Raw genomic sequence first — 20,069 nt, 5'->3', positions numbered from 1 at the left:
TCGCCGCCAGGTCACCACGGCACACGCCAAGCCATCAAGGACTTGGATGGATGGGTTTCAAACACACTTGACAATCGTCGTCGCACTGCCGGTTCCCAGCAGCCCAACACCCGCGGGGTGGAGCAGCCCGGTAGCTCGTCAGGCTCATAACCTGAAGGTCGCAGGTTCAAATCCTGCCCCCGCAACCAAATCACCTGTTCGCCAAGGCCGGTTCCCACTCGGGACCGGCCTTTCGCGTTTCCAGGCCCTTCCCGATCAGAGCCCTTCATCAAGCCGCTTCCCACGCTGCGCAGCCTGCGACGCGACAGGGGCTGGCTCCGGAACGCCTCACCGATCCGAAGCCGGTATTGTCGGCGATGGACTTCAAGGTTTTTCTCCCGCTTCAAGGCGGATATGAAGGAGCGCACCTCCTTCGTGCTGGGTGGCTTGATCATGGCTGCCTCCATCGTGAAAGCCCCCGGCAGCGCCCGACCCGGGAGGAGAGGCGCCAGAGACGACGAAGACCCGCCCTGGCCACCGTTGGCACATGGCCGGCGCAGGGCGAACCAAACCGTTGGACAAAAGGACAGAGCGCCCCGCACAGTGTCCCCCATCATGATTGGATTGCGTGCTTTTGCTGGGCACCTCGCTGCCGCTCTTTTACTGGTCCCGTTTCTGCCGCCGGGTATCGCGGTGGGGCAGGACACGGATGCCGCCGTCACCGTGCTGACATCCTTTCCCGCGGCCTTTTACGAACCTGTGCGGGAAGCGTTCGAGGCGACCCACCCGGATTGGCGCCTGCGCATCGTCAACACGAAGACCACCGCGGCGATCAGCCAGTTGCAGGAGCGGAGCGACGGTGGCGTCGACGTCTTCTGGGCGTCCGCTCCCGACGCCTTCGAGGTGCTGAAAGCGGCCAAGCGTCTGGAGCCGGTCGCCCCGCCGCCAACGGGAGCACCCCCGACCATCGGGAACCAGCCCATTAACGATCCGGACGGGGCCTATCTCGGTTTTGCGCTGTCGGGCTATGGGCTGCTGTGGAACCCGCGTTATCTCGACCGGCACGGCCTGCCGACGCCGAAGCGGTGGGAGGATCTTCGCCACCCCATCTATGCCCGGCATCTCGGCATCACCGCCCCGTCGCGCTCCGGCACCATGCATCTGATGGTCGAAACCGTGCTGCAGATGCAGGGATGGGAACGCGGATGGGCGACCTGGCTGGAGATCGCCGGGAATCTCGCCACCGTGACGGCGCGCAGCTACGGCGTGGTGGACGGCATCGCCAAGGGGCGCTTCGGCGTCGGGCTGAGCATCGATTTCCTTGGACAGTCCGCCGGGTTGGAGGAGGACGATCTGCGCTTCGCCTATCCCGCCGACAGCCTGTTCCTTCCCGCCAGCGTGGCACTGCTGCGCGGCGCGCCGAACCCGGACGGAGCGCGCGCCTTCATCGACTTCCTGCTGTCCCCGGCCGGTCAGGCGCTGCTCGTCCGCCCGGACATCCAGCGGCTGCCGGTGCGGCCCGATGCCTACGCCGCAGCCCCCGCCGGCTATCCCGACCCCTACCGGACGGAGACGGGGGACGACCTGTTCCTGTTCGACCGCGCCCTGTCCGGCGCCCGATACGAGCTGGTCAACCTGCTGTTCGACGAGTTGGTGACCTTCCGGGTCAAAACGCTGAATCGGGTCTGGCAGCTGATCCACGAGGGAGAGACGCGCCTGCACGCGCTCTACGGTTCCGCAAATCATGAACCGGTCGCGGCGGACCTGCTGCGCGCCGCGCGTGCGGCGGCCACCGCGGTCCCGGTCTCCGCGGCGGAGGCCACCGACCCCGCCTTCTCCATGGCGTTGCGCCGCCCGGCGCGTGGCCTTCCCGTGTCAAGCCGGCAGGCGGAACAGGAAGCCGCATGGCGCACCTTCTCCCTGCAACGGCTGGACGAGGCGCTCGCCCTGGCGGAGCGCGCGCTGATCATCCTGCGCGTGGCCGGCGGCGAAGGGGTCTGGCCGTGAGCGCGGACGCCGTCGCCGGGCAGGCTCCCGGTCCCGTGCGGTTTGGCATCCGGGCGCGGCTGCTGCTGGCCTTCGTCGCGGTGGCGGCGCTGTCGGTGGTCGCCTGCGGGCTGGGCTGGCTGTCCTACGACCGGCTGGGCGGCACGCTGGACGAGTTCGCGGAGAGCCATCTGCCGGCTTTGGGACTCGCCGCGCGCCTGGCGGAGGAGGGCGGCAGCATCATCGCCACCGCGCCGATCCTCGCCAACGCCCGGACGGAGCAGGAGTTGGGCACCATCCGCGACGCTCTGGGCCGCCGGCTCGCCGCGCTGCGCCTGCTCGCGGCGGAGGGGGAGCGCGGCGTCCCCGGATTGCGCCCGATGGTCGACGCGCTCGGCCACAACCTGACCGACCTCGACGCGACTGTGCGGCACCGGCTGGCATTGGCCCGCCGCAACCAGGAAAGCATCGAGCGGTTGCGCTGGATGCACGCCGACTTCCTCGACGAGATCGAGCCGCTGGTCGCCGACGCCCGCTTCAACATCCAAAGCGCGCTGGGCTCCGTGGAAACCGGCACCCGCTCCGCCGAAGCGGTCCGCGTGCTGCGCGAGGAAAGCCGGCGCAGCGAGGCGGTGCTTCAGATCGGCGCGAACGGCAACCTCGCGGTCGGGCTGATCGCGCGGGCCGCGACTCTCGCCACCACCGAGGCGCTGGACGACAACGCGGGATTCCTGGAGGAAACGGCCGACCGGTTGCAACATGACCTTGCCACGCTGAAGGACTGGGCGGACGGCGTGTCGCTGGGGCAAGTGGTTGCCCGCCTGCTGGAGCTGACCCGCGGCGAGGGCAGCGTCCCGGACCTGCGCCGGGCGGAGCTGGCCGCGGCCGACCACGGGCAGGGACTGCTGGCCGAGAACCGGACGCTGGTGGCCCGGTTGAACGGCCTGATCGCCCAACAGGTGCAGTCGGTGGAAACCACCTCGCGCGCCGCCGCCGCCCGTTCGGCGGAGGCCATCGCCGAGGGGCGGTCGGCCCTTCTGGCCAGCGCGCTGGTCAGTCTGCTGGTGGCGGTGCTGGTGGCTTGGCTGTACGTCAACCGCAGCATCATCTCCCGCCTGACGCGGCTGGGCAGCGCGGCGCACGAGATTGCCGCGGGCAACCTGAAGGCGGACATCCCGCTGGGCGGCAACGACGAGCTGTCGCAGATGGCCGCGGCCCTGCTGGTCTTCCGAGACACCGCCATCGCTGTGGAGGAGGCCAACGCCCAGGCCATCATCGACAACGCCCAGGCCGGGCTGGCGACCACCGACGCCGACGGGGTGATCGAGTTCGTCAACCCGCTGGCCGCCGCCCTGATCGCCGCGCCGGAGGGCAGTGCGGACGGACGTCTGGCGGACCGGCTGGACCCCGCCGGCGCGCGACGCGTGGAGGACTTCTTCCGCGAGGCCCGCGAGGCGCCCGACGACGCGGCACCGTCCCTCTCCATCCTGACCGCCGGACGGCGGCCGAACGGTCGCCCGGTGCCGGTCCAGATCGGTATCCGCCCTTTCCGGCGGCGCCAGCAGCAGCGCTTCATCGTCACCCTGACGGACATGACGGAGCGGGTGGAGGCGCAGCAGCTTCTGGAACGCACGGTGGCGGAGCGCACCGCCGATCTGCGCACCATCAACGCGCGGCTGGAGCGGTCCATCGCCGAGCACCAGCGCGCCGAGCGCGACCTGCGCGACACCCAGGCGGAGCTGGTGCAGGCCGGCAAGCTGGCGGCGCTGGGCCAGCTGGCCGCCGGGGTGGGGCACGAGCTGAATCAGCCGCTGTCGGCCATCCGCTCCTACGCCCACAACGGGCGCAAGCTGATCACGCTCGGGCGGGTCGCGGAGGCGGAGGGCAACCTCAGCAAGATCGCCGATCTGACCGCCCGCATGGCCAACATCACCAACCATTTGAAGCGCTTCGCCCGCCGTCCCGACACCCGGTTGGGTGCGGTGGAGCTGGCGCCGGTGGTGCAGGGCGCGCTCTCCCTGTTCGGCGACCGGCTGCGCGAGGAGTCCGTGGAGCTGGCTGTGGAACTGCCGGAGGGTGAGCCGCTGCGCGTCCGCGCTGAGGAGGTCCGGCTGGAGCAGGTGCTGGTCAACCTGCTGAGCAACGCGCTGGACGCCGTGGCCGACGCCCCGCAGCGCCGCGTCGCCATCGCCGCGGAGGCGGCGGAGGGGACCGTCCGCATCACGGTGCGCGACAGCGGCCCCGGCATCCCGGACGCGGTGGCCGGGCAGGTGTTCGACCCCTTCTTCACGACCAAGCCGGTGGGCACGGGGCTCGGCCTCGGCCTCTCGATCTCCTACAACATCGTGCGGGACTTTGGCGGTGCCCTGTCGGTGGCCGAGAGCGGCCCCGGCGGAACCGCCTTCCTGCTGACCCTGACCCGTGCCTGAGCGACATCGCATGACCGTTCTTCTGATCGACGACGACGACGAGGTGCTGGATGCCAGCCGCCAGACGCTGGAGCTGGAAGGCTTCGCGGTGGAGGCGACGACCCAGCCCGAAAACGCCCTGGACCGGCTCGGCCCGTCCTGGCTGGGCGTGGTGGTGACCGACGTGCGCATGCCCGGACTGGACGGCTTCGCCCTGCTGGACCGGGTGCGCACCGCCGATCCGGAGGTGCCGGTGGTGCTGGTCACCGGCCACGGCGACATCGCCATGGCAATGCGCGCGGTGCGCGGGGGCGCCTACGACTTCATCGAGAAGCCGGCCGAGCCCGGCCATCTGGTCGAGGTGGTGCGCCGCGCGCTGGAGCACCGGCGGCTGGTGCTGGAGAACCGCAGCCTGCGGGCGCAGCTGGCCGGCGGCGGCTCGCTGGAGGCGCGCATCATCGGCCGCTCGTCCGCCATCGAACGGCTGCGCGCCGCCGTGGCCGGGCTGGCCGACGCGGAGGTGGACGTCCTGCTGTTCGGCGAAACCGGAACGGGCAAGGAATTGGTCGCCCGCAGCCTGCACGATGCCGGGCGGCGGCGGTCCGGCAACTTCGTCGCCCTGAACTGCGGCGCCCTGCCCGATACCATCATCGAGAGCGAGCTGTTCGGCCACGAGCCCGGCGCCTTCACCGGCGCGCAGGGGCGGCGCATCGGCAAGCTGGAACACGCCGACGGCGGCACGCTGTTCCTCGACGAGATCGAGAGCATGCCGATGCATCTCCAAGTCAAGCTGCTGCGTGTGCTGCAGGAGCGGGTGATCGAGCGGGTCGGCGGCAACCGGCCGATCCCGCTGGACCTGCGCGTGGTCGCCGCCACCAAGGTCGATCTGCTGCGGCTGGCCGGGGAGGGCAAGTTCCGCGAGGATCTCTACTACCGCCTGAACGTGGTGACCGTCCCGCTCCCGCCCCTGCGCGAGCGGCGGGAAGATGTGCCGCTGCTGCTGCGCCATTTCCTCGACGCCGCCTCGGCCCGCGCCCGCCGCCCGGCGCCGCCGGTGGACGCGGCGGCGTTGGCCCGTCTGGCCGCCCATGGCTGGCCGGGCAACGTCCGCGAGCTGCGCAACGTCGCCGAGCGCATGGCCCTGGGCCTGGGAGATGGTCTGGCGGGCGGAGCTGTGACCGGGGCGGGCGGCAGCGGGATCGAACCCCTGGCCGAGCAGATGGACCGCATCGAGAAGCAGTTCATCGAGGACGCGCTGGCCCGCTGCGGCGGGCGGGTCGGCGAGACGGCGGACAAGCTGGGCATCACCCGCAAGACCCTGTACCTGAAGATGCGCCACCACGGCCTCCAGCGCGGCGACTTCACCGAGGAATGAGGGTGGGCCAGGGCGGTCAGTTGGGCTTCGTCTTGCCGTCCGGTGTCTTCCCGTCCTGCCGTTGCGTTTTGAACTCCTCGTAGGACTGGTCGGCCATCCCGCGCAACGAGCGCCCGATCGCCGCGTACTCGTACTCGTTCAGATTGGCCAGCGAGACGCGGGCGGCCGGCTGCTGGGTGCCGAAGCCCTTGCCCGGCAACAGGACGATGCCGGTCTCCGCGGCGATGCGGAACAGCAGATCGTTCGGAACGAAGTTCGCTTTCACCCAGGCAGCGTAGTCCGGGCCGTAGAGCTTGAGCGCGATCTCCTCCAGATCGAGGAGGGTGTAGTAGTCCACCGCGTTCGGGTTGGGCTGCGTCGGCAGGCCCAACTCGCGGTACAGGGCGGCTTCACGCCGGCGGATGACCTTCTTCAGCTCGGCCTTGTAGCCGTCCTGCTCGTCCATCAGGGCGAACAGGGAGAACAGCACCATCTGCACCTGCTGCGGCGTGGACAGTCCGGCGGTGTGGTTCAGCGCCACGGTGCGGCTGTCGGCGACCAGCCGGTCGACGAAGCGCAGGCCACGCGCGTCCGGCACCAGCGAGCCGTACCGGCGATCAAGCGCCGCCTTCCGTTCCTCCGGCAGGCCGGCGATCCGCTGGTCGCAGACGTTCTGCTTGTGCGTGGCGATCACGCCCAGTCGCCATCCCGTCGCTCCGAAATATTTCGAGAAGGAATAGACCAGCATGGTGTTCTCGGGGCAGACGGCGAACAGCGACCGGAAATCGTCGGCGAAGGTCCCGTAGACATCGTCCGTCAAGATGATCAGGTCCTTGCGCTCGGTCTTCACGATGGCGGCGATGCGGTCGAGGCTGCGGTCGTCCATCTTGACCGAGGGCGGGTTGCTGGGGTTGACGCAGAAGAACACCTTGACCGCCGGGTCCTTCAGCTTGTCCAGTTCGGAGTCCGGATACTGCCAGCCCTTGGTCGGATCGGCGTTGATGGCGACCTCCGTCAACCCGTACTCGTCGAGTTCCGGGATTTCGATGTAGGGTGTGAAGACCGGCAGGCCGATGGCGACCTTGTCGCCCCGCTCGACCAGCCCGTTCTGCTTCATCGAATTGAAAATGTAGGTCATCGCCGCGGTGCCGCCCTCGACCGCGAACAGATCGACGCTGCCGGGCGGCAGGAAGCCGCCGACCATCTCCTTCACCAGATAATGCCGGACGACGTCCTCGCTGATCGCCAGCATGCGCGGCGGCACCGGGTAGTTCGCCCCCAGCACCCCCTCCACCATCTCGTGCAGGAAGCCGGAGCCCGACAGGCCGAGCTGGTCGCGCACATAGCTCAGCGCGCGGCCGAGAAACACCACGCCCTCCTGGTCGCGGTGTTCCGAAACGTAGCGTTCGAACCGGCCCTCGATGCCCTCGATCCGCGGCAGGCCGCCGACGCCGTTCGGCATGTAGGAGAAGGACAACTCGGCCTCGGCGACGGCGAACAGACCCAGCCGGAAGAAGGCCCGACGCGGCAGGGTCGCCAGGAAGTTCGGGTTTCCGCGCCCCGCGTTCAGCATCAGCCGGTTTTCGCGGCCAGAGGCGAGCTTGATCAATTCGTCCTTCAGTTCGAAGGGACTGAGCTTCGCGTATCGGCTGTAATCGATCGAGTCCATCAGGGGAACTCCTCGTCTGGATTACACGAAGGCCACCACCAGCGGCCCCAGCAGGGTCAGGAAGACGTTCGCCAGCGCGTAGGTGATGGCGAAGGGAACGGTCGGGATGGAGTTGCCAGCCTTGTCGAGCACCTCGCCGAAGGCGGGGTTGGCGCTCCGCGATCCGGCGAGCGCGCCGGCGAAGATGGCCGCGTTGTCGTAGTGCAGCAGGTAGCGCCCGACGAACAGGGTGATGATCATCGGCACCAGCGTCACGACCACGCCGACCAGGAAGATGCTCAACCCGCTTTCGACCACGGTGCTGACCGCCTGCCGGCCCGATTGCAGGCCGACCACGGCGACGAAGCCGGCCAGACCCAGGTCGCGCAGCAGCGTGGAGGCCGGCGTCGGCATGTTGCCGATGGCGAGGTTGCGGGTGCGGTACCAGCCGAACAGCAGCCCGGCCAGCAGGGCGCCGCCGCCGCTGCCCAGCGTCAGCGGGATGTCGCCGATGCGGATGACGGCCAGACCGACGAGCAGGCCCAGCGCCAGCCCCAGCCCGTGGTAGATGAAGTCGGTCTTGTCGCTCGCGATGACCTCCGTCCCCACCGACGTGGCGACGCGCTGCACGTCCTCGGCGGTGCCGTAGAGCGTGACGACGTCGCCGGCCTCAATCACCGTGTCGGGGGCGAGCGGCAGCGGCCGGTCGCTCCGCTTGAGGCCGGTCACATAGACGCCGTGGTACAGGTTGGCGGAGGACAGCTTGCGGATTTCGGCGACGGTGCGGTGCACGAAGGCGGGGTTGGTGATGGCGACGTCGCGCACCAGCATGATGAGGTCCATGCCCTGCGAGGACTGAAGCTCCGGGCCGAGCGTGTCGGCAAGGCCGACCACCCCGGACCGCCTCCCGACCAGCAGCACGACGTCCCCGGCCTCCAGCCGCAGGTCCGGCTGCAACCCGATCAGCGCGTTCTTGCGTTTCACCCGTTCCACGCTGACCGGACCGTCGGCGGAGTCCGCCTCGATCTGCGCCACCGTCCGCCCGGCCGCCCGCTCGATGCGGTAGAGGCGCCCGACCAGGGGCGGCATGGCGTATTCCTCGCCCCGCGCCAGGAAATGGGCGCCGGCCAGCATCGCGGTTTCCGCCTTTATGGCGTCGTCGCGGATGCCGCGCTTCATGATCCAGGGCAACAGATTGACGCAGACCAGGATGGCGCCGAACGACCCGAAGATGTAGGTGACGGCATAGCCGACCGCGACATTGCCCTGGAGGCGCTGCACCTCCTCCGCCGGCAGCCCGAGCTTGCCGATGGCCGAGCTGGCCGTGCCGATGATCGCCGACTGGGTCAGCCCACCGGACGCGATGCCCGCCGCCAGACCTTTGTCGAGGCCGGTCAGGCGGGCCATGATCACGACGGTGACCAGACCGCTGATTGCGAGAACCGCCGCCAGGACGATTTCGCGGATCGACTGCCGGCCCAGCGATTGAAAGAACTTCGGTCCGCTTTCAAAGCCGACCGCGTAAATGAACAAAGCAAACAGAACCGCTTTGACGCCGTTGTCGACCGATACGCCAATCTGGCTGATCACCACGGCGACCAGCAATGATCCGGCGACACCGCCAAGCTGAAATTTACCGAATTGAAATTTTCCGATCCAATAGCCGCCGGCCAGGGCGAGAAATAACGCGATTTCCGGGGATTGATTGACGATCGAGTGGAGCCATGACATGGGAATTCCTTCAAAAGTTCATTTTGTGCGCGCATCGATTACAGGGAAGATCGTCAAGTGAAATAGCAATCTGGATCGGTGGTCAAGGTGCGCAAATCTGCTCCATAAATGACAATATTTTTGGGAATACGATTGTGTTTTAATTAGATGGGTGAGTTCTATTGTTTGTTATCAGCGGTTTGTGGGGCCTGTTTCATTGGTTTTTGTTTTAAATATTTTTCTCGATCACCGATGCGCCGCACAAACCCATTCAAGGAGAGGCTGGATACCCTGGAAGGCGGTAACGCTTTTGGCCGCGGCGTCGCCTTCTTCGTTGCCGGGCTTTGCCGCCGTGCGGGGCTGATCTCCGATCCAAGATGACGAGGCCCTGGGGCCGGGCCTCCCTGTTCCCGCCGTTACCCATCGCAACCGCCCGATGTTACCGGCTTTACCCATCCTTCGGGCGCGATCCCAATGAATTCGCTTGCGAACGGTCTGGCACGCGGATTGCTGAAAGAACGCGCAGAAAAACACTGGGAGGAACCATACCTATGTCTCGCACGCTGCACGGCGTCGCGGCCGCCCTGGCCGTCCTGCTCGCTTCCAGCACCGCCGCCTTCGCCCAGGACCCGTCGGGCAAGCTGGTCGTCGTCACCTCCTTCCCGAAGGACCTGACCAGCGCCTTCCAGCAGGCCTTCCAGAAGGCCTATCCGAAGGTCACGCTCGAGGTTCTGAACCGCAACACCAACGCGGGCGTAAAGTATCTCCAGGAGACGGCGTCGAACAACGGCACCGACCTGTTCTGGGCCTCCGCCCCCGACGCCTTTGAGGTCCTGAAGGGCGCCAACCTGCTGCAAGCCTACAAGCCGAAGGTCGAGGGCATTCCGGAGAAGGTCGGCGCCTACCCGATCAACGATCCCGAGGGCATGTACGCCGGCTTCGCCGCCTCGGGCTACGGCATCATGTGGAACAGCCGCTACATGAAGGCCAACGAGCTGCCGGCCCCCAAGGAGTGGTCGGACCTCGCCAAGCCGGTCTATTACGACCACGTCGCCATCTCCGCCCCGTCGCGCTCCGGCACCACGCACCTGACCATCGAGACCATCCTCCAAGGCGAGGGCTGGGAGAAGGGCTGGCGGACCAACAAGGAGATCGCCGGCAACTACCGTACCATCACCGAGCGCAGCTTCGGCGTGCCGGACGGCGTGAACTCCGGCAGCTTCGGCATCGGCATCGTGATCGACTTCTTCGCGCTATCGTCCCAGGCCTCTGGCTTCCCGGTGGAGTTCGTCTATCCGACGGTCACCACCATCGTGCCGGCCAACATCGGCATCGTGAAGAACGCCCCCAACAAGGCCGCCGCCGAGACCTTCGTCGACTTCATCCTGTCGCCGCAGGGCCAGGAGGTCCTGTTGCAGCCGGCCATCCGCCGCCTGCCGGTCAACCCGGCGACCTACGCCAAGGCCCCGGCCGACTACCCGAACCCGTTCAAGGACACCTCGCTGGGCTCGCAGGTGAACTTCGACGTCGAGGTGTCGCAAGCCCGCTACAACGTGGTGGACGCGCTGTTCGACCAGCTCATCACCTTCCAGCTCGACGGGCTGAAGGCGGCGACCCGCGCCATCCATCAGGCCGACGCCGCGCTGGCCAAGAAGCCCAACGACAAGGGCAAGGCGCTGCTGGCCGAGGCGCGCGACCTCGTCGCCGCCATGCCGGTGACCGCCCAGGAGGCCGCCGACCCGCAGCTCTCCGGCGCCTTCACGGTGGAACGCAAGAGCGCCACCGACGCCGTGCCGGAGCGTCAGGCCCAGGTCGAGCAGAAGTGGGCCGCCTTCGCCAAGGACAACTACGCCGCCGCCCGCAAGAAGGCCGAAGAGGCCCTGGCGCTGGCCCGCTGACCCGCGCGTGACGGGAGGGGCGCCCCACGCGGGCGCCCCGCCTCGCCTTCTCCCCTGATACCATTGGGCTGAACCATGACGTCTCTTGCGCTCACGCGCGAAAGCATCGCGCGCGTGCGGCCGGGGCCGGCGGTGGCGGCTGTGCTGATCGCGCTGTTCCTGCTGCTGTTCCTCGTCGTGCCGGTCGTCCAGGTCATCTTCGTCGCCTTCCAGGACAAGACGACCGGGTCCTTCACGCTGATCAACTTCGCCGACTTCTTCCGCAACGACCTGTTCATGCGGTCGTTCTGGAACTCCTTCTACGTCTCCGCGATGTCGGTGGTGGTGGCGAGCGCGCTGGCCCTGCCGCTGGCCTATCTGACGACGCGGTTCGAGTTCCGCGGTGCCGTGCTGATCCAGAGCCTGGGCATCATCCCGCTGATCATGCCGCCCTTCATCGGTGCGGTGGCGATGCAGCTCCTGTTCGGGCGCAACGGAACGGTCAATCTGCTGCTGCGCGACCATTTCGGCATCTCCATTCCGTTCATGGAGGGGCTGAACGGCGTCATCTTCGTGCAGAGCATCCACTATTTCCCGTTCATCCTCATCAACCTGTCGGCCAGCCTGAAGAACATCGACCGGGCGATGGAGGAATCGGCGCAGAACCTGGGCTGCCACGGCTTCCGGCTGTTCCGCCGCATCGTCTTCCCGCTGGCCATGCCGGGCTACGTCGCCGGCGCGTCGCTGGTCTTCATCAAGGTGTTCGACGACCTCGGCACGCCGCTGCTGCTCAACGTCAACGACATGCTGGCGCCGCAGGCCTACCTGCGCATCTCCTCCATCGGCATCGCCGACCCGATGGGCTACGTGATCTCGGTGGTGCTGAGCGTCTGCTCGCTGCTCGCCCTCTGGGTGTCGGCGCTGGCGATGAAGGGCAAGGACTACGCGACCGTCCAGCGCGGCGGCGGCGGGCTGGCGCGGCGGCGCATGAAGCCGCTGGAGCTGGTGGCGGCCTACGCGGTCGTTCTGCTGATCCTGGTGCTGGTGCTGGCGCCGCACATCGGCCTGACGCTGCTGTCCTTCGCGACGATCTGGTCCTTCAGCCCGTTCCCCGACGCCTTCACGATGAAGCATTACGGGACGGTCTTCCTGGAAAGCGGTCAGTACATCACCAACACGCTGCTCTACGCCTCGCTGGCGGCACTGCTCGACGTGGTGATCGGCACGGCCATCGCCTATCTGGTGCTGCGCAGCAAGCTGCCGGGCCGGCAATGGCTGGACTACATCGCCATGGCGGCGCTGGCGGTGCCGGGCGTGGTGCTGGGCATCGGCTATCTGCGCAGCTTCTACGACGTGCCCATGCCCTTCACCGGGCAGCCGCTGTCGGGATTCTGGCTGATTCTGGTCTTCGCGCTGGCGATCCGCCGCCTGCCCTACGCGCTGCGCGCCTGCACCGCGGCCCTGCAGCAGGTCAGCAATTCGCTGGAGGAGGCGGCCGAGAATCTGGGCGCCACCAAGCTGCGCACCATCAGCCGGGTGGTCGTGCCGCTGATGTCCGGCGGCATCCTGGCCGGCTTCGTCACCAGCTTCGCCACCGCGGCGGTCGAGCTGTCGGCGACGATCATGCTGGTCCATTCGCAGAGCGACGCGCCGCTGGCCTACGGCCTCTACGTCTACATGCAGTCGGCGGCCGGGCGCGGCCCGGGGGCGGCGCTGGGCGTCTTCGCCGTCGTCATCGTCGGGCTGGGCACCTACCTGTCGCACGTCATCATCGAGCGGGGCCGGCGCGAGCGCGGCCAGGACCATTGAGGGGAACCGCCACCATGAACCATCAATTCTCCCCCACCTCCCTGGCCGCCGGGATGGAGAGCGTCGGCGTCCGCATCGACGGCGTGGACCTGTCCTACGGCAGCCACCGCGTGCTGAAGGACATCCATCTCGACATCAAGCCGGGCGAGTTCTTCGCCTTCCTCGGCCCGTCGGGCTGCGGCAAGACCACGCTGCTGCGGCTGATCGCCGGCTTCAACACGGCGCAGCGCGGGGCGGTGACGATCGGCGGGCGCGACATCTCGTCCCTGCCGGCTCACAAGCGCGACGTCGGCATGGTGTTCCAGAGCTACGCGCTGTGGCCGCACATGACAGTGCGCCGCAACGTCGCCTTCGGGCTGGAGGAGCGGCGCGTGCCGCGCGCGGAGATCGAGCGGCGGGTGGACGCGGCGCTCGATCTCGTCGGGCTGAAGCATCTGGCCGACCGCCGCCCGTCGCAGCTTTCGGGCGGCCAGCAGCAGCGCGTCGCGCTTGCCCGCACCATTGTGATCGAGCCGAAGGTGCTGCTCCTGGACGAGCCGCTGTCGAACCTCGACGCCAAGCTGCGCGTGCAGATGCGCCAGGAGCTGCTGAGCCTTCAGCGCAAGCTGGGGCTGACCACCATCTTCGTCACCCACGACCAGGAGGAGGCCAACACCATCTGCGACCGCATCGCGGTGATGGAGGACGGCATCGTTCAGCAGGTCGGCACCCCGCAGGAGCTGTACGACCACCCGGCCAACCTGTTCGTCGCCGGCTTCCTCGGCACCGCCAACGTGCTGGAAGGGCAGGTGCGCGCGGTGGACGGTGGGACGGCCTTCGTCATGGGCGGCGGCGTGCCGATCCCGTTGCCGCACGGTGTGGAGCCAGGGGCCGAGGGCAAGCTGATGTTCCGGCCGCAGAACCTGTTTATCCGCCAGGACGGCGGGCCGCCGCGCGCGGGCCATGTCCGGCTGATGGGCGTGGTGCGGCATCGCGAGTTCCTGGGCGCCTCGATCCGCTACGCGGTGGACATCGGGGGGCAGCAGGTGCAGGTTGATGCCCCGCACCAAGCCGGCGACGCGCTGCTGCCGACCGACACCCCGATCACCCTCGACCTCGCGGCCGACAAGGCCCGCTTCCTGCGCCGATAGGAGTCGCACTCCGGTGACCAGCCTTCCCAACCGCACGTCTTTGCGTGCTGTCGCCTTCGACCTTGACGGCACGCTGGTGGACAGCGCCGCCGACCTGATGCACGCCTCCAACGCCCTGCTGGCCGAGCTGGGCCGACCGCCGGTCGATCTGCCGGCGGTGCGCTCCTTCATCGGCGACGGGGTGGCCAAGCTGGTGGAGCGGGTCCTGACCGCCACCGGCGGCCTGCCCGGAGCGGAGGAGACGGCGGCCCACACCCGCCGTTTCCTCGCCATTTACGAGGCCGATCCCAGCGCCCACAGCGCGCTCTATCCCGGCGTGGCGGAGACGCTGACGGCGCTGTCCGCGGCCGGGCTGAAACTGGGGGTGTGCACCAACAAGCCGATGGCGGCGACCCGGCGGCTGCTCGCCGACCTGGGCATCGCGGACCGCTTCACGGCGGTGGTCGGCGGCGACAGCTTCCCCAACCGCAAGCCCTCGCCGGAGCCGGTGCTCGGCCTGCTAGCCCTGATGGATGTCCGGCCCGAGGACACCGTCTTCGTCGGCGACAACGAGCATGACGTGGCCGCCGCCCGCGCCGCCGGGGTGGCGCGGGTTCTGGTGCTGCGCTACGGCTACGCGCGGGTGCCGCTCGACAGCCTTCCCCACGACGGCATCCTGGAGCGCTTCGGCGACCTGACGGGGGCGCTGTCCGAGGGTTCCCCGGCATGAGCCGTCCCACGCTGGATCGGGTCGTTTTCTGCCGGCATGGCGAGACGGAAAGCAACCTTGGCGGCTGGCTGGCCGGGTCGCGCGATGTGTCGCTGACCGACCGCGGGCGGGCGCAGGCCCACGCGGCGGCGGCGGCGCTGGCCGCCCAGGGGAGGCCGGTCGCGGCCATTCATTCCAGCCCGCAGCGGCGCGCGCTGGAAACCGCCGGAATCATCGGCGTGGCGCTGGGCCTTCCGGTGGCCATCGTCCCCGGTCTGGAGGAGCGGCGCTGGGGTGACCTGGAGGGGGGCGCCGTGCCGGGGGATCTCCTGCGCGAGGAGGTGCCGGGGGGTGAAAGCCTGTCCGCCTTCCAGGCCCGTGTCACCGCGGCGTTGAGCGGGTTGCCGATTCCGGCGGACGGGCAGCCCCCCTTGATCGTGGCGCACGCCGGGACGTGGCACGCCTTGTGCCGCTGGATGGGCGTCGACCCGGACACGCTCTGGCCGCCCAACGCGACTCCGGTCACGCTGACGCGCGGCCCCTGACCGGAGGCCGCGCGGAAAACCTCAGCTCGTCAGGCCAGACGGGTCAGCAGAAGGTCCAGCATTCGGTCGCAGGCCGCCAACTGCTCCTCCGCAATGAACTCGTCCGGCTTGTGGGCCTCGCCGATGCTGCCGGGGCCGCAGACGACGGTGGGAAGCGACAAGCGCTGCTGGAACAGGCCGCCTTCGGTGCCGAAGGAAATCTTGCCCAGGCTGTTGCCGCCGGTGAGCGCCTTGACGAAGGACACCACCTCCGAGTCCCCGTCGGTGTCGAGCGACGGATAGCTGGACAGTTCGGCGACCTCGACGGCGGCGGCGGGAAAGGCGCTTCGCGCGCGCGTTTCGATGGCCGCCGCCTCCGCCCGCACCGCGTCGAGCAGAGGCTCCACCGGGTCCTGCGGCAGGTGGCGGATTTCCATGTCGAGGCGGCAATGGTTGGGCACGATGTTCAGCGCGCTGCCGCCCTGGATGACACCGGCGTGGATGGTGGTCCAGGGCACGTCGTAATCGGCGTCGCGCGGGCCTTCGGTCTGCACCCGCTCCTGCAGACGGCGCAGTCCCGTAAGCATGTCGCAGGCCATATGAATGGCGTTCATCCCTTGCGGCGCCAAGCTGGAATGGCATTCGACCCCGCGGCAGTCGATGCGCAGCGCCGTCTTGCCCTTGTGGGCCGTGACCACCTGCATCAGGGTGGGTTCACCGACGATGCAGAAGCGCGGGCGGACCGGCAGGGCCGCCATCATGTCGATCAGGCGGCGCACGCCCAGGCAGCCGACCTCCTCGTCGTAGGACAGCGCGAGATGAAGGGGCTGGCTGAGCGTCCGCCCGGACGCCCGCTCGGCCAGGGCCATCGCGGCGGCGACGAAGCCCTTCATGTCGGCGGTTCCCCGCCCATAGAGATTCCCGGCCCGGCGGGTCAGGCGGAAGGGGTCGCTGGTCCAGGCCTGCCCATCCACCGGAACCACGTCGGTGTGTCCGGACAGCAGGACGCCCGGACGGTCGACCGGGCCGACGCTGGCGAAGAGATTGGCCTTGCGCCCGTCCTCGCTCGGCACCAGCCGCGTGGTGGCGCCGGCCGCCTCCAGCCGCTCCTTCGCCCAGAGGATGAGGTCGAGGTTGCTGTCGCGGCTGACCGTGGGAAAGGCCACAAGCCGCTCCAGAATGTCCAGCGTCGCACCCATGGCGGGTATGGTCCTTCTTCCTTGGTCATTCAGCGCTGTCTTTCACAAGCCAGCGCTGCCGTCAGGACGGAGGCGGCCGTCGGCCGGCCTCCTCCGTTCCTCGTCAGGCCGCGCCGCTCACTTGGCGTCGAAGTAGCCGGCCTGGATGGTCTTGCCGATCAGGTTGCAGATGATGCGCCCGGCGGTGATGGCGGTGATGCCGTTCACGTCCTTCTTGGGCGTGATTTCCACGATGTCCATGCCGACCACGCGGCCCTTCTTCACCAGACCGTGGATCAGCGTGCGGATCTGGGGATAGGTCACGCCGCCCGGCGCCGGGCCGTTGACGGCCGGCATGATGGTCGGGTCCATGCCGTCGGCGTCGATGGTCAGGTAGTAGCGCCCGCCGTCGGGGATGCGGTCGAGCACCGCCTTCATGCCGACCTCCTGCAGTTCCACGTCGGGGATCAGCACGGCGCCGTAGGCCTGGGCCGCCTCGACTTCCTCCGGCCGGGCGCTTCCGGCGGAGCGCAGGCCGATCTGGAAGATCTGGCCGACATGGTCCATCTCCGCCGCGCGGCGGATCGGGCTGGAATAGCCGCCTCGGGCGCCGTTCACATGGTCGCGCCAGTCGAGGTGCGCGTCGATGTGCACGAGCGTGATCGGTTCCTGATCGTCGTAGGCGCGCAGCACCGGGATCGGGATGCCGTGGTCGCCGCCGATGATGATCGGCAGCATGCCCTTGGCGAGCATCGCCCGCACCACCGCCTCGGCGTTGCGGTAATGCAGGTCCAGGTCGCGCGGGTTCGCCTTCACGTCGCCGCAGTCCACGACCTTGATGTCCTTCCCGCCGAGCAGCGGACCGCCGATGTCGAAGTCCCAGCGCTCCAGATGGCGCAACGCCCGCTCGGTGTAGCGGCGGACCCAGGTCGGGGCGTTGGTCTGGTCGTTGGTCACCTCGTCGATCGAGTAGGGATCGCCGTAGGGGATGCCGAGGATGCCGATGTGGCCGTCGAGCTGGTCGAGATCCGTGCAGATGGGGAAGTCGAGGAAGCTCTGCAGTTCGCGGCGCGGTGGATTGGTCAGGGTGCTGCTCATGGCGGGCGTTCCAGATTTCTTCTGTGTGATGCGGGAAATCAGGCGGCGTCGGGGATCACGGCGATGGCGTCGACCTCCACCACCCACTCCGGCCGCGCCAGGGCGCTGACGACGATGCCGGTGGAGACGGGATGGACGCCCTTCAGCCACTTGCCGATGGTGCGGTAGACCGGCTCGCGGTAGCGCGGGTCGGTGATGTAGACGGTGATCTTGCAGATGTGCTCCATCTTCGCGCCGGCCTCGTCCAGCAGCATCTTGATGTTGCTCATGGCCTGCTCGGTCTGGCCGGCGGCATCGCCGATGGCCACGCTCTCGCTGGTGTCGAGGTTCTGGCCGATCTGGCCGCGCACGAAGACCATCGCACCGCGGGCCACGACCGTCTGGCAGAGGTCGTTGTCCAGCGCCTGCTCGGGATAGGTCTTCTTGGTGTTGAACTTGCGGATGCGGGTGTGGGTGGTCATGGGTCGTTTCTCTCTTGGGTGAACGGGTGCGCCGGGCATGGAGAGGGCGTGTCCGGGGAGCCGAAAGGGCTCCCGGCCGTCACGCCGCCCGGAAAGGGTTGGCTGCGGGTTAGGCGGTCAGTGCAGGGCCGCCAGCTCGGGGAAGACCGACGCCCGTTCCGCCAACTCGGCCAGCGGGATGTGGCAGGCGATGCGGTGGCCGTCTGCCGCCGTCTGCACCGGTGGCGCGCGCTCGTCGCAGATGGTGCCGAGCTTGCGCGGGCAGCGGCCGCGGAAGGCGCATCCCCCGCCGCCGGGCGGTGCGGTGGAGTCCTCCAGCAGGATGCGTTCCGGCTCCGGCCCGTCCTCCGCCCCGCTCAACCGCGGCACGGCCGACAGCAGCGCCTCGGTGTAGGGGTGGTAGGGCGGGCGCAGGACCCGGCCGATCGGTCCCTCCTCGCAGATGGTGCCGCCATAGACGACCAGCACGCGGTCGGCGATGTGCGACACCACGGCGATGTCGTGGGTGATGAACAGGTAGGACAGCCCCAACTCGTCCCGCAGGTCGGCCAGCAGATTGAGGATGTTGGCCTGCACCGAGACGTCGAGCGCCGACACCGCCTCGTCGCAGACGACGAATTCCGGGTCGGTGGCCAGGGCGCGGGCGATGTTCACGCGTTGGCGCTCGCCGCCACTCAACTCGTGCGGGTAGCGGTCGGCGTAGGCGGCGGGCAGGCCGACGCGGGTCAGCAGAGCCGCGATCATCTCCCGGCGCTCCGCCTCGCCCTGGCGGCCGGCGAGGACGAGCGGGCGCTCCATGGCCGCCCCCACCGTCTTGCGCGGGTTGAGCGAGGCGGCGGAATTCTGGAAGACCAGCTGGGCGCGGCGGCGCAGGTCGCGGTCGCCCTCCTTGGCCTGCTTGACGAAGTCGGCGCCGTCGAACAGCACCGTGCCGGCGGTCGGCTCGATCAGCGCCAGCAGGGAGCGGCCGATCGTGCTCTTGCCGCTGCCGCTCTCGCCGACCACGCCCAGCACCTCGCCGCGCCGGATGGTGAAGGAGACGTCGTCGACCGCCACCGTGCCGTCGCGGCGGAGCCACGGCAGGATCGACCGGCGCTCGCCGAAGACCTTGCGCAGCGCATCGACCTGCACCAGCGGGGCGGAGCGGGCCGGCGGCGCCGCCGGCGGCCGGGATGCGGTCGACTCCTCCGGCCAGGGGGTGCCGGACAGGGCTTCGGCCTTCCAGCAGCGCACGCTGTTGCCGGCGGCGTCCCCGCGCAACGCCTGGGGCAGGCGGCGGCAGGTCTCCTCGGCGAACGGACAGCGCGGCGCGAAGACGCAGGAGTCAGGGGGACCCGACAGCTTGCTGACCGTGCCGGGGATCGAGGACAGGCGGTGCCGGCGGTCGGTGGTGATGCGCGGCAAAGCCGCCACCAGCCCCTTGGTGTAGGGATGGACCGGCCGGGCCAGCACGTCGCGGGTGCGCCCGGTCTCCACGACCTCGCTGCCGTAGAGGACGCAGACCGAGTTGCAGATGCGGTTGACGATGCCGAGGTTGTGGGAAACGAACAGGGCGCTCAGATGGTGACTCTCGCACAGGCCGGCGAGCAACTCGATGATCCGCGCCTCGACCGTGACGTCGAGCGCCGTCGTCGGCTCGTCGAGGATCAGCAGCTTGGGATCGCAGCCGAGCGCGGTGGCGATCAGCACGCGCTGCTGCATGCCGCCCGACAGCTGGTGCGGGTAGGACTGCGCGATGCGCCGCGGCTCGCGGATGCCGACCTCGGCCAGCAGCTCCTCCACCCGGGGTGCGGCCTGCCGGGGGGTGAAGCCCTTGTGCTGGACCAGCGGCTCGGCGATCTGCCGCCCGACGGTCAGCGCCGGGTTCAGCGAGGTGAAGGGGTCCTGGAACACCGCGGCGATGCGGTCGCCGCGCAAGCTGCGGCGGTGCGCGGCGGACAGGCGGCGCAGGTCGGTCCCCTCGAACAGGATCTCGCCGGCGTCGATGCGCCCGGCCTCGCCCAGCAGGTCGAGGATGGCCATGGCGACGGTGCTCTTGCCCGAGCCGGACTCGCCCACCAGCCCCATGACCTCGCCCGGCCGGATCGCGAAGCTGACGTCGCTGGCGGCGCGCAGCGTGCCGCGCGGGCTGGCGTAGTTGATGGTGAGGTTGCGCACCTCCAGCAGGGCGGGCGCAGTGGTCGCTGAGGCCGGGGTCGGGTCCTGTCTCTTATACACAT

At 68.9% G+C, this 20,069-nt stretch carries 14 protein-coding genes and 1 tRNA gene; 9 read left to right on the top strand and 6 right to left on the bottom strand.

Translation table 11 applies throughout. The features are described from left to right. The first annotated feature begins 111 nt into the window (after positions 1 to 111). From Q4I23_RS17460 to Q4I23_RS17445, 4 genes are all read left to right on the top strand, one after another. Positions 112 to 188, top strand: a tRNA-Met gene (locus Q4I23_RS17460). A gap of 514 nt (positions 189 to 702) precedes the next feature. Next, entirely contained in the window at positions 703 to 1,986 is a 1,284-nt protein-coding gene (locus Q4I23_RS17455) for an ABC transporter substrate-binding protein (protein WP_498527018.1), read from the top strand. Further along, on the top strand, positions 1,983 to 4,394 hold the full coding sequence (locus Q4I23_RS17450) for an ATP-binding protein (RefSeq protein ID WP_498527017.1): 2,412 nt from the start codon (positions 1,983 to 1,985) through the stop codon (positions 4,392 to 4,394). Before Q4I23_RS17455 ends, Q4I23_RS17450 begins: the two co-directional genes overlap by 4 nt. A 10-nt stretch (positions 4,395 to 4,404) precedes the next feature. Further along, the gene (locus Q4I23_RS17445) at positions 4,405 to 5,748 is read left to right on the top strand and encodes a sigma-54-dependent transcriptional regulator (protein WP_498527016.1); all 1,344 of its coding nucleotides are present in this window, start codon (positions 4,405 to 4,407) and stop codon (positions 5,746 to 5,748) included. Positions 5,749 to 5,764: 16 nt separating this feature from the next. Here the strand turns inward: Q4I23_RS17445 and Q4I23_RS17440 are convergent, their stop codons facing one another. Continuing rightward, on the bottom strand, positions 5,765 to 7,396 hold the full coding sequence (locus Q4I23_RS17440) for a bifunctional aspartate transaminase/aspartate 4-decarboxylase (RefSeq protein ID WP_498527015.1): 1,632 nt from the start codon (positions 7,394 to 7,396) through the stop codon (positions 5,765 to 5,767). 21 nt (positions 7,397 to 7,417) lie between these two features. Beyond that, positions 7,418 to 9,106: an aspartate-alanine antiporter gene (gene aspT / locus Q4I23_RS17435; RefSeq protein WP_498527014.1), complete on the bottom strand. Its 1,689-nt coding sequence runs from the start codon at positions 9,104 to 9,106 to the stop codon at positions 7,418 to 7,420. A 530-nt stretch (positions 9,107 to 9,636) separates the two neighbouring features. Between aspT and Q4I23_RS17430 the strand changes: the two genes are divergently transcribed. The 5 genes from Q4I23_RS17430 to Q4I23_RS17410 all read left to right on the top strand — a co-directional run bounded on the left by Q4I23_RS17430 (position 9,637) and on the right by Q4I23_RS17410 (position 15,134). Then, positions 9,637 to 10,983: an ABC transporter substrate-binding protein gene (locus tag Q4I23_RS17430; protein WP_498527013.1), complete on the top strand. Its 1,347-nt coding sequence runs from the start codon at positions 9,637 to 9,639 to the stop codon at positions 10,981 to 10,983. A gap of 75 nt (positions 10,984 to 11,058) precedes the next feature. After that, positions 11,059 to 12,771: an ABC transporter permease gene (locus Q4I23_RS17425; protein WP_498527012.1), complete on the top strand. Its 1,713-nt coding sequence runs from the start codon at positions 11,059 to 11,061 to the stop codon at positions 12,769 to 12,771. Between the two features lie 14 nt (positions 12,772 to 12,785). Next, on the top strand, positions 12,786 to 13,901 hold the full coding sequence (locus Q4I23_RS17420) for an ABC transporter ATP-binding protein (RefSeq protein WP_498527011.1): 1,116 nt from the start codon (positions 12,786 to 12,788) through the stop codon (positions 13,899 to 13,901). A 13-nt stretch (positions 13,902 to 13,914) separates the two neighbouring features. Then, positions 13,915 to 14,610 (top strand): phosphoglycolate phosphatase, encoded by a 696-nt coding sequence (gene gph / locus Q4I23_RS17415; RefSeq protein WP_498527010.1) that lies wholly within the window; start codon positions 13,915 to 13,917, stop codon positions 14,608 to 14,610. Beyond that, on the top strand, positions 14,607 to 15,134 hold the full coding sequence (locus Q4I23_RS17410; RefSeq protein ID WP_498527009.1) for a histidine phosphatase family protein: 528 nt from the start codon (positions 14,607 to 14,609) through the stop codon (positions 15,132 to 15,134). The genes gph and Q4I23_RS17410 overlap by 4 nt, the downstream gene beginning before the upstream one ends. Before the next feature lie 29 nt (positions 15,135 to 15,163). On the opposite strand, the gene argE is transcribed toward Q4I23_RS17410, so the two are convergent. The 4 genes from argE to Q4I23_RS17390 form a co-directional block, all read right to left on the bottom strand. Further along, positions 15,164 to 16,312 carry an acetylornithine deacetylase gene (argE, locus tag Q4I23_RS17405; protein ID WP_498527008.1) on the bottom strand — a complete coding sequence of 383 codons (1,149 nt, stop codon included), beginning with the start codon at positions 16,310 to 16,312 and terminating at the stop codon, positions 15,164 to 15,166. 117 nt (positions 16,313 to 16,429) lie between these two features. Next, the gene (locus Q4I23_RS17400) at positions 16,430 to 17,389 is read right to left on the bottom strand and encodes an agmatinase (RefSeq protein ID WP_145629280.1); all 960 of its coding nucleotides are present in this window, start codon (positions 17,387 to 17,389) and stop codon (positions 16,430 to 16,432) included. 38 nt (positions 17,390 to 17,427) lie between these two features. Further along, entirely contained in the window at positions 17,428 to 17,850 is a 423-nt protein-coding gene (locus Q4I23_RS17395) for a RidA family protein (protein WP_094303833.1), read from the bottom strand. Positions 17,851 to 17,967: 117 nt separating this feature from the next. After that, a partial coding sequence (locus Q4I23_RS17390) for a dipeptide ABC transporter ATP-binding protein (protein ID WP_498527007.1) occupies positions 17,968 to 20,069 on the bottom strand: 2,102 nt, incomplete at its 5' end.

The organism is Azospirillum sp. UFLA03-27 (assembly GCF_059803775.1).
This window is presented reverse-complemented; position numbering and strand designations above follow the sequence as displayed.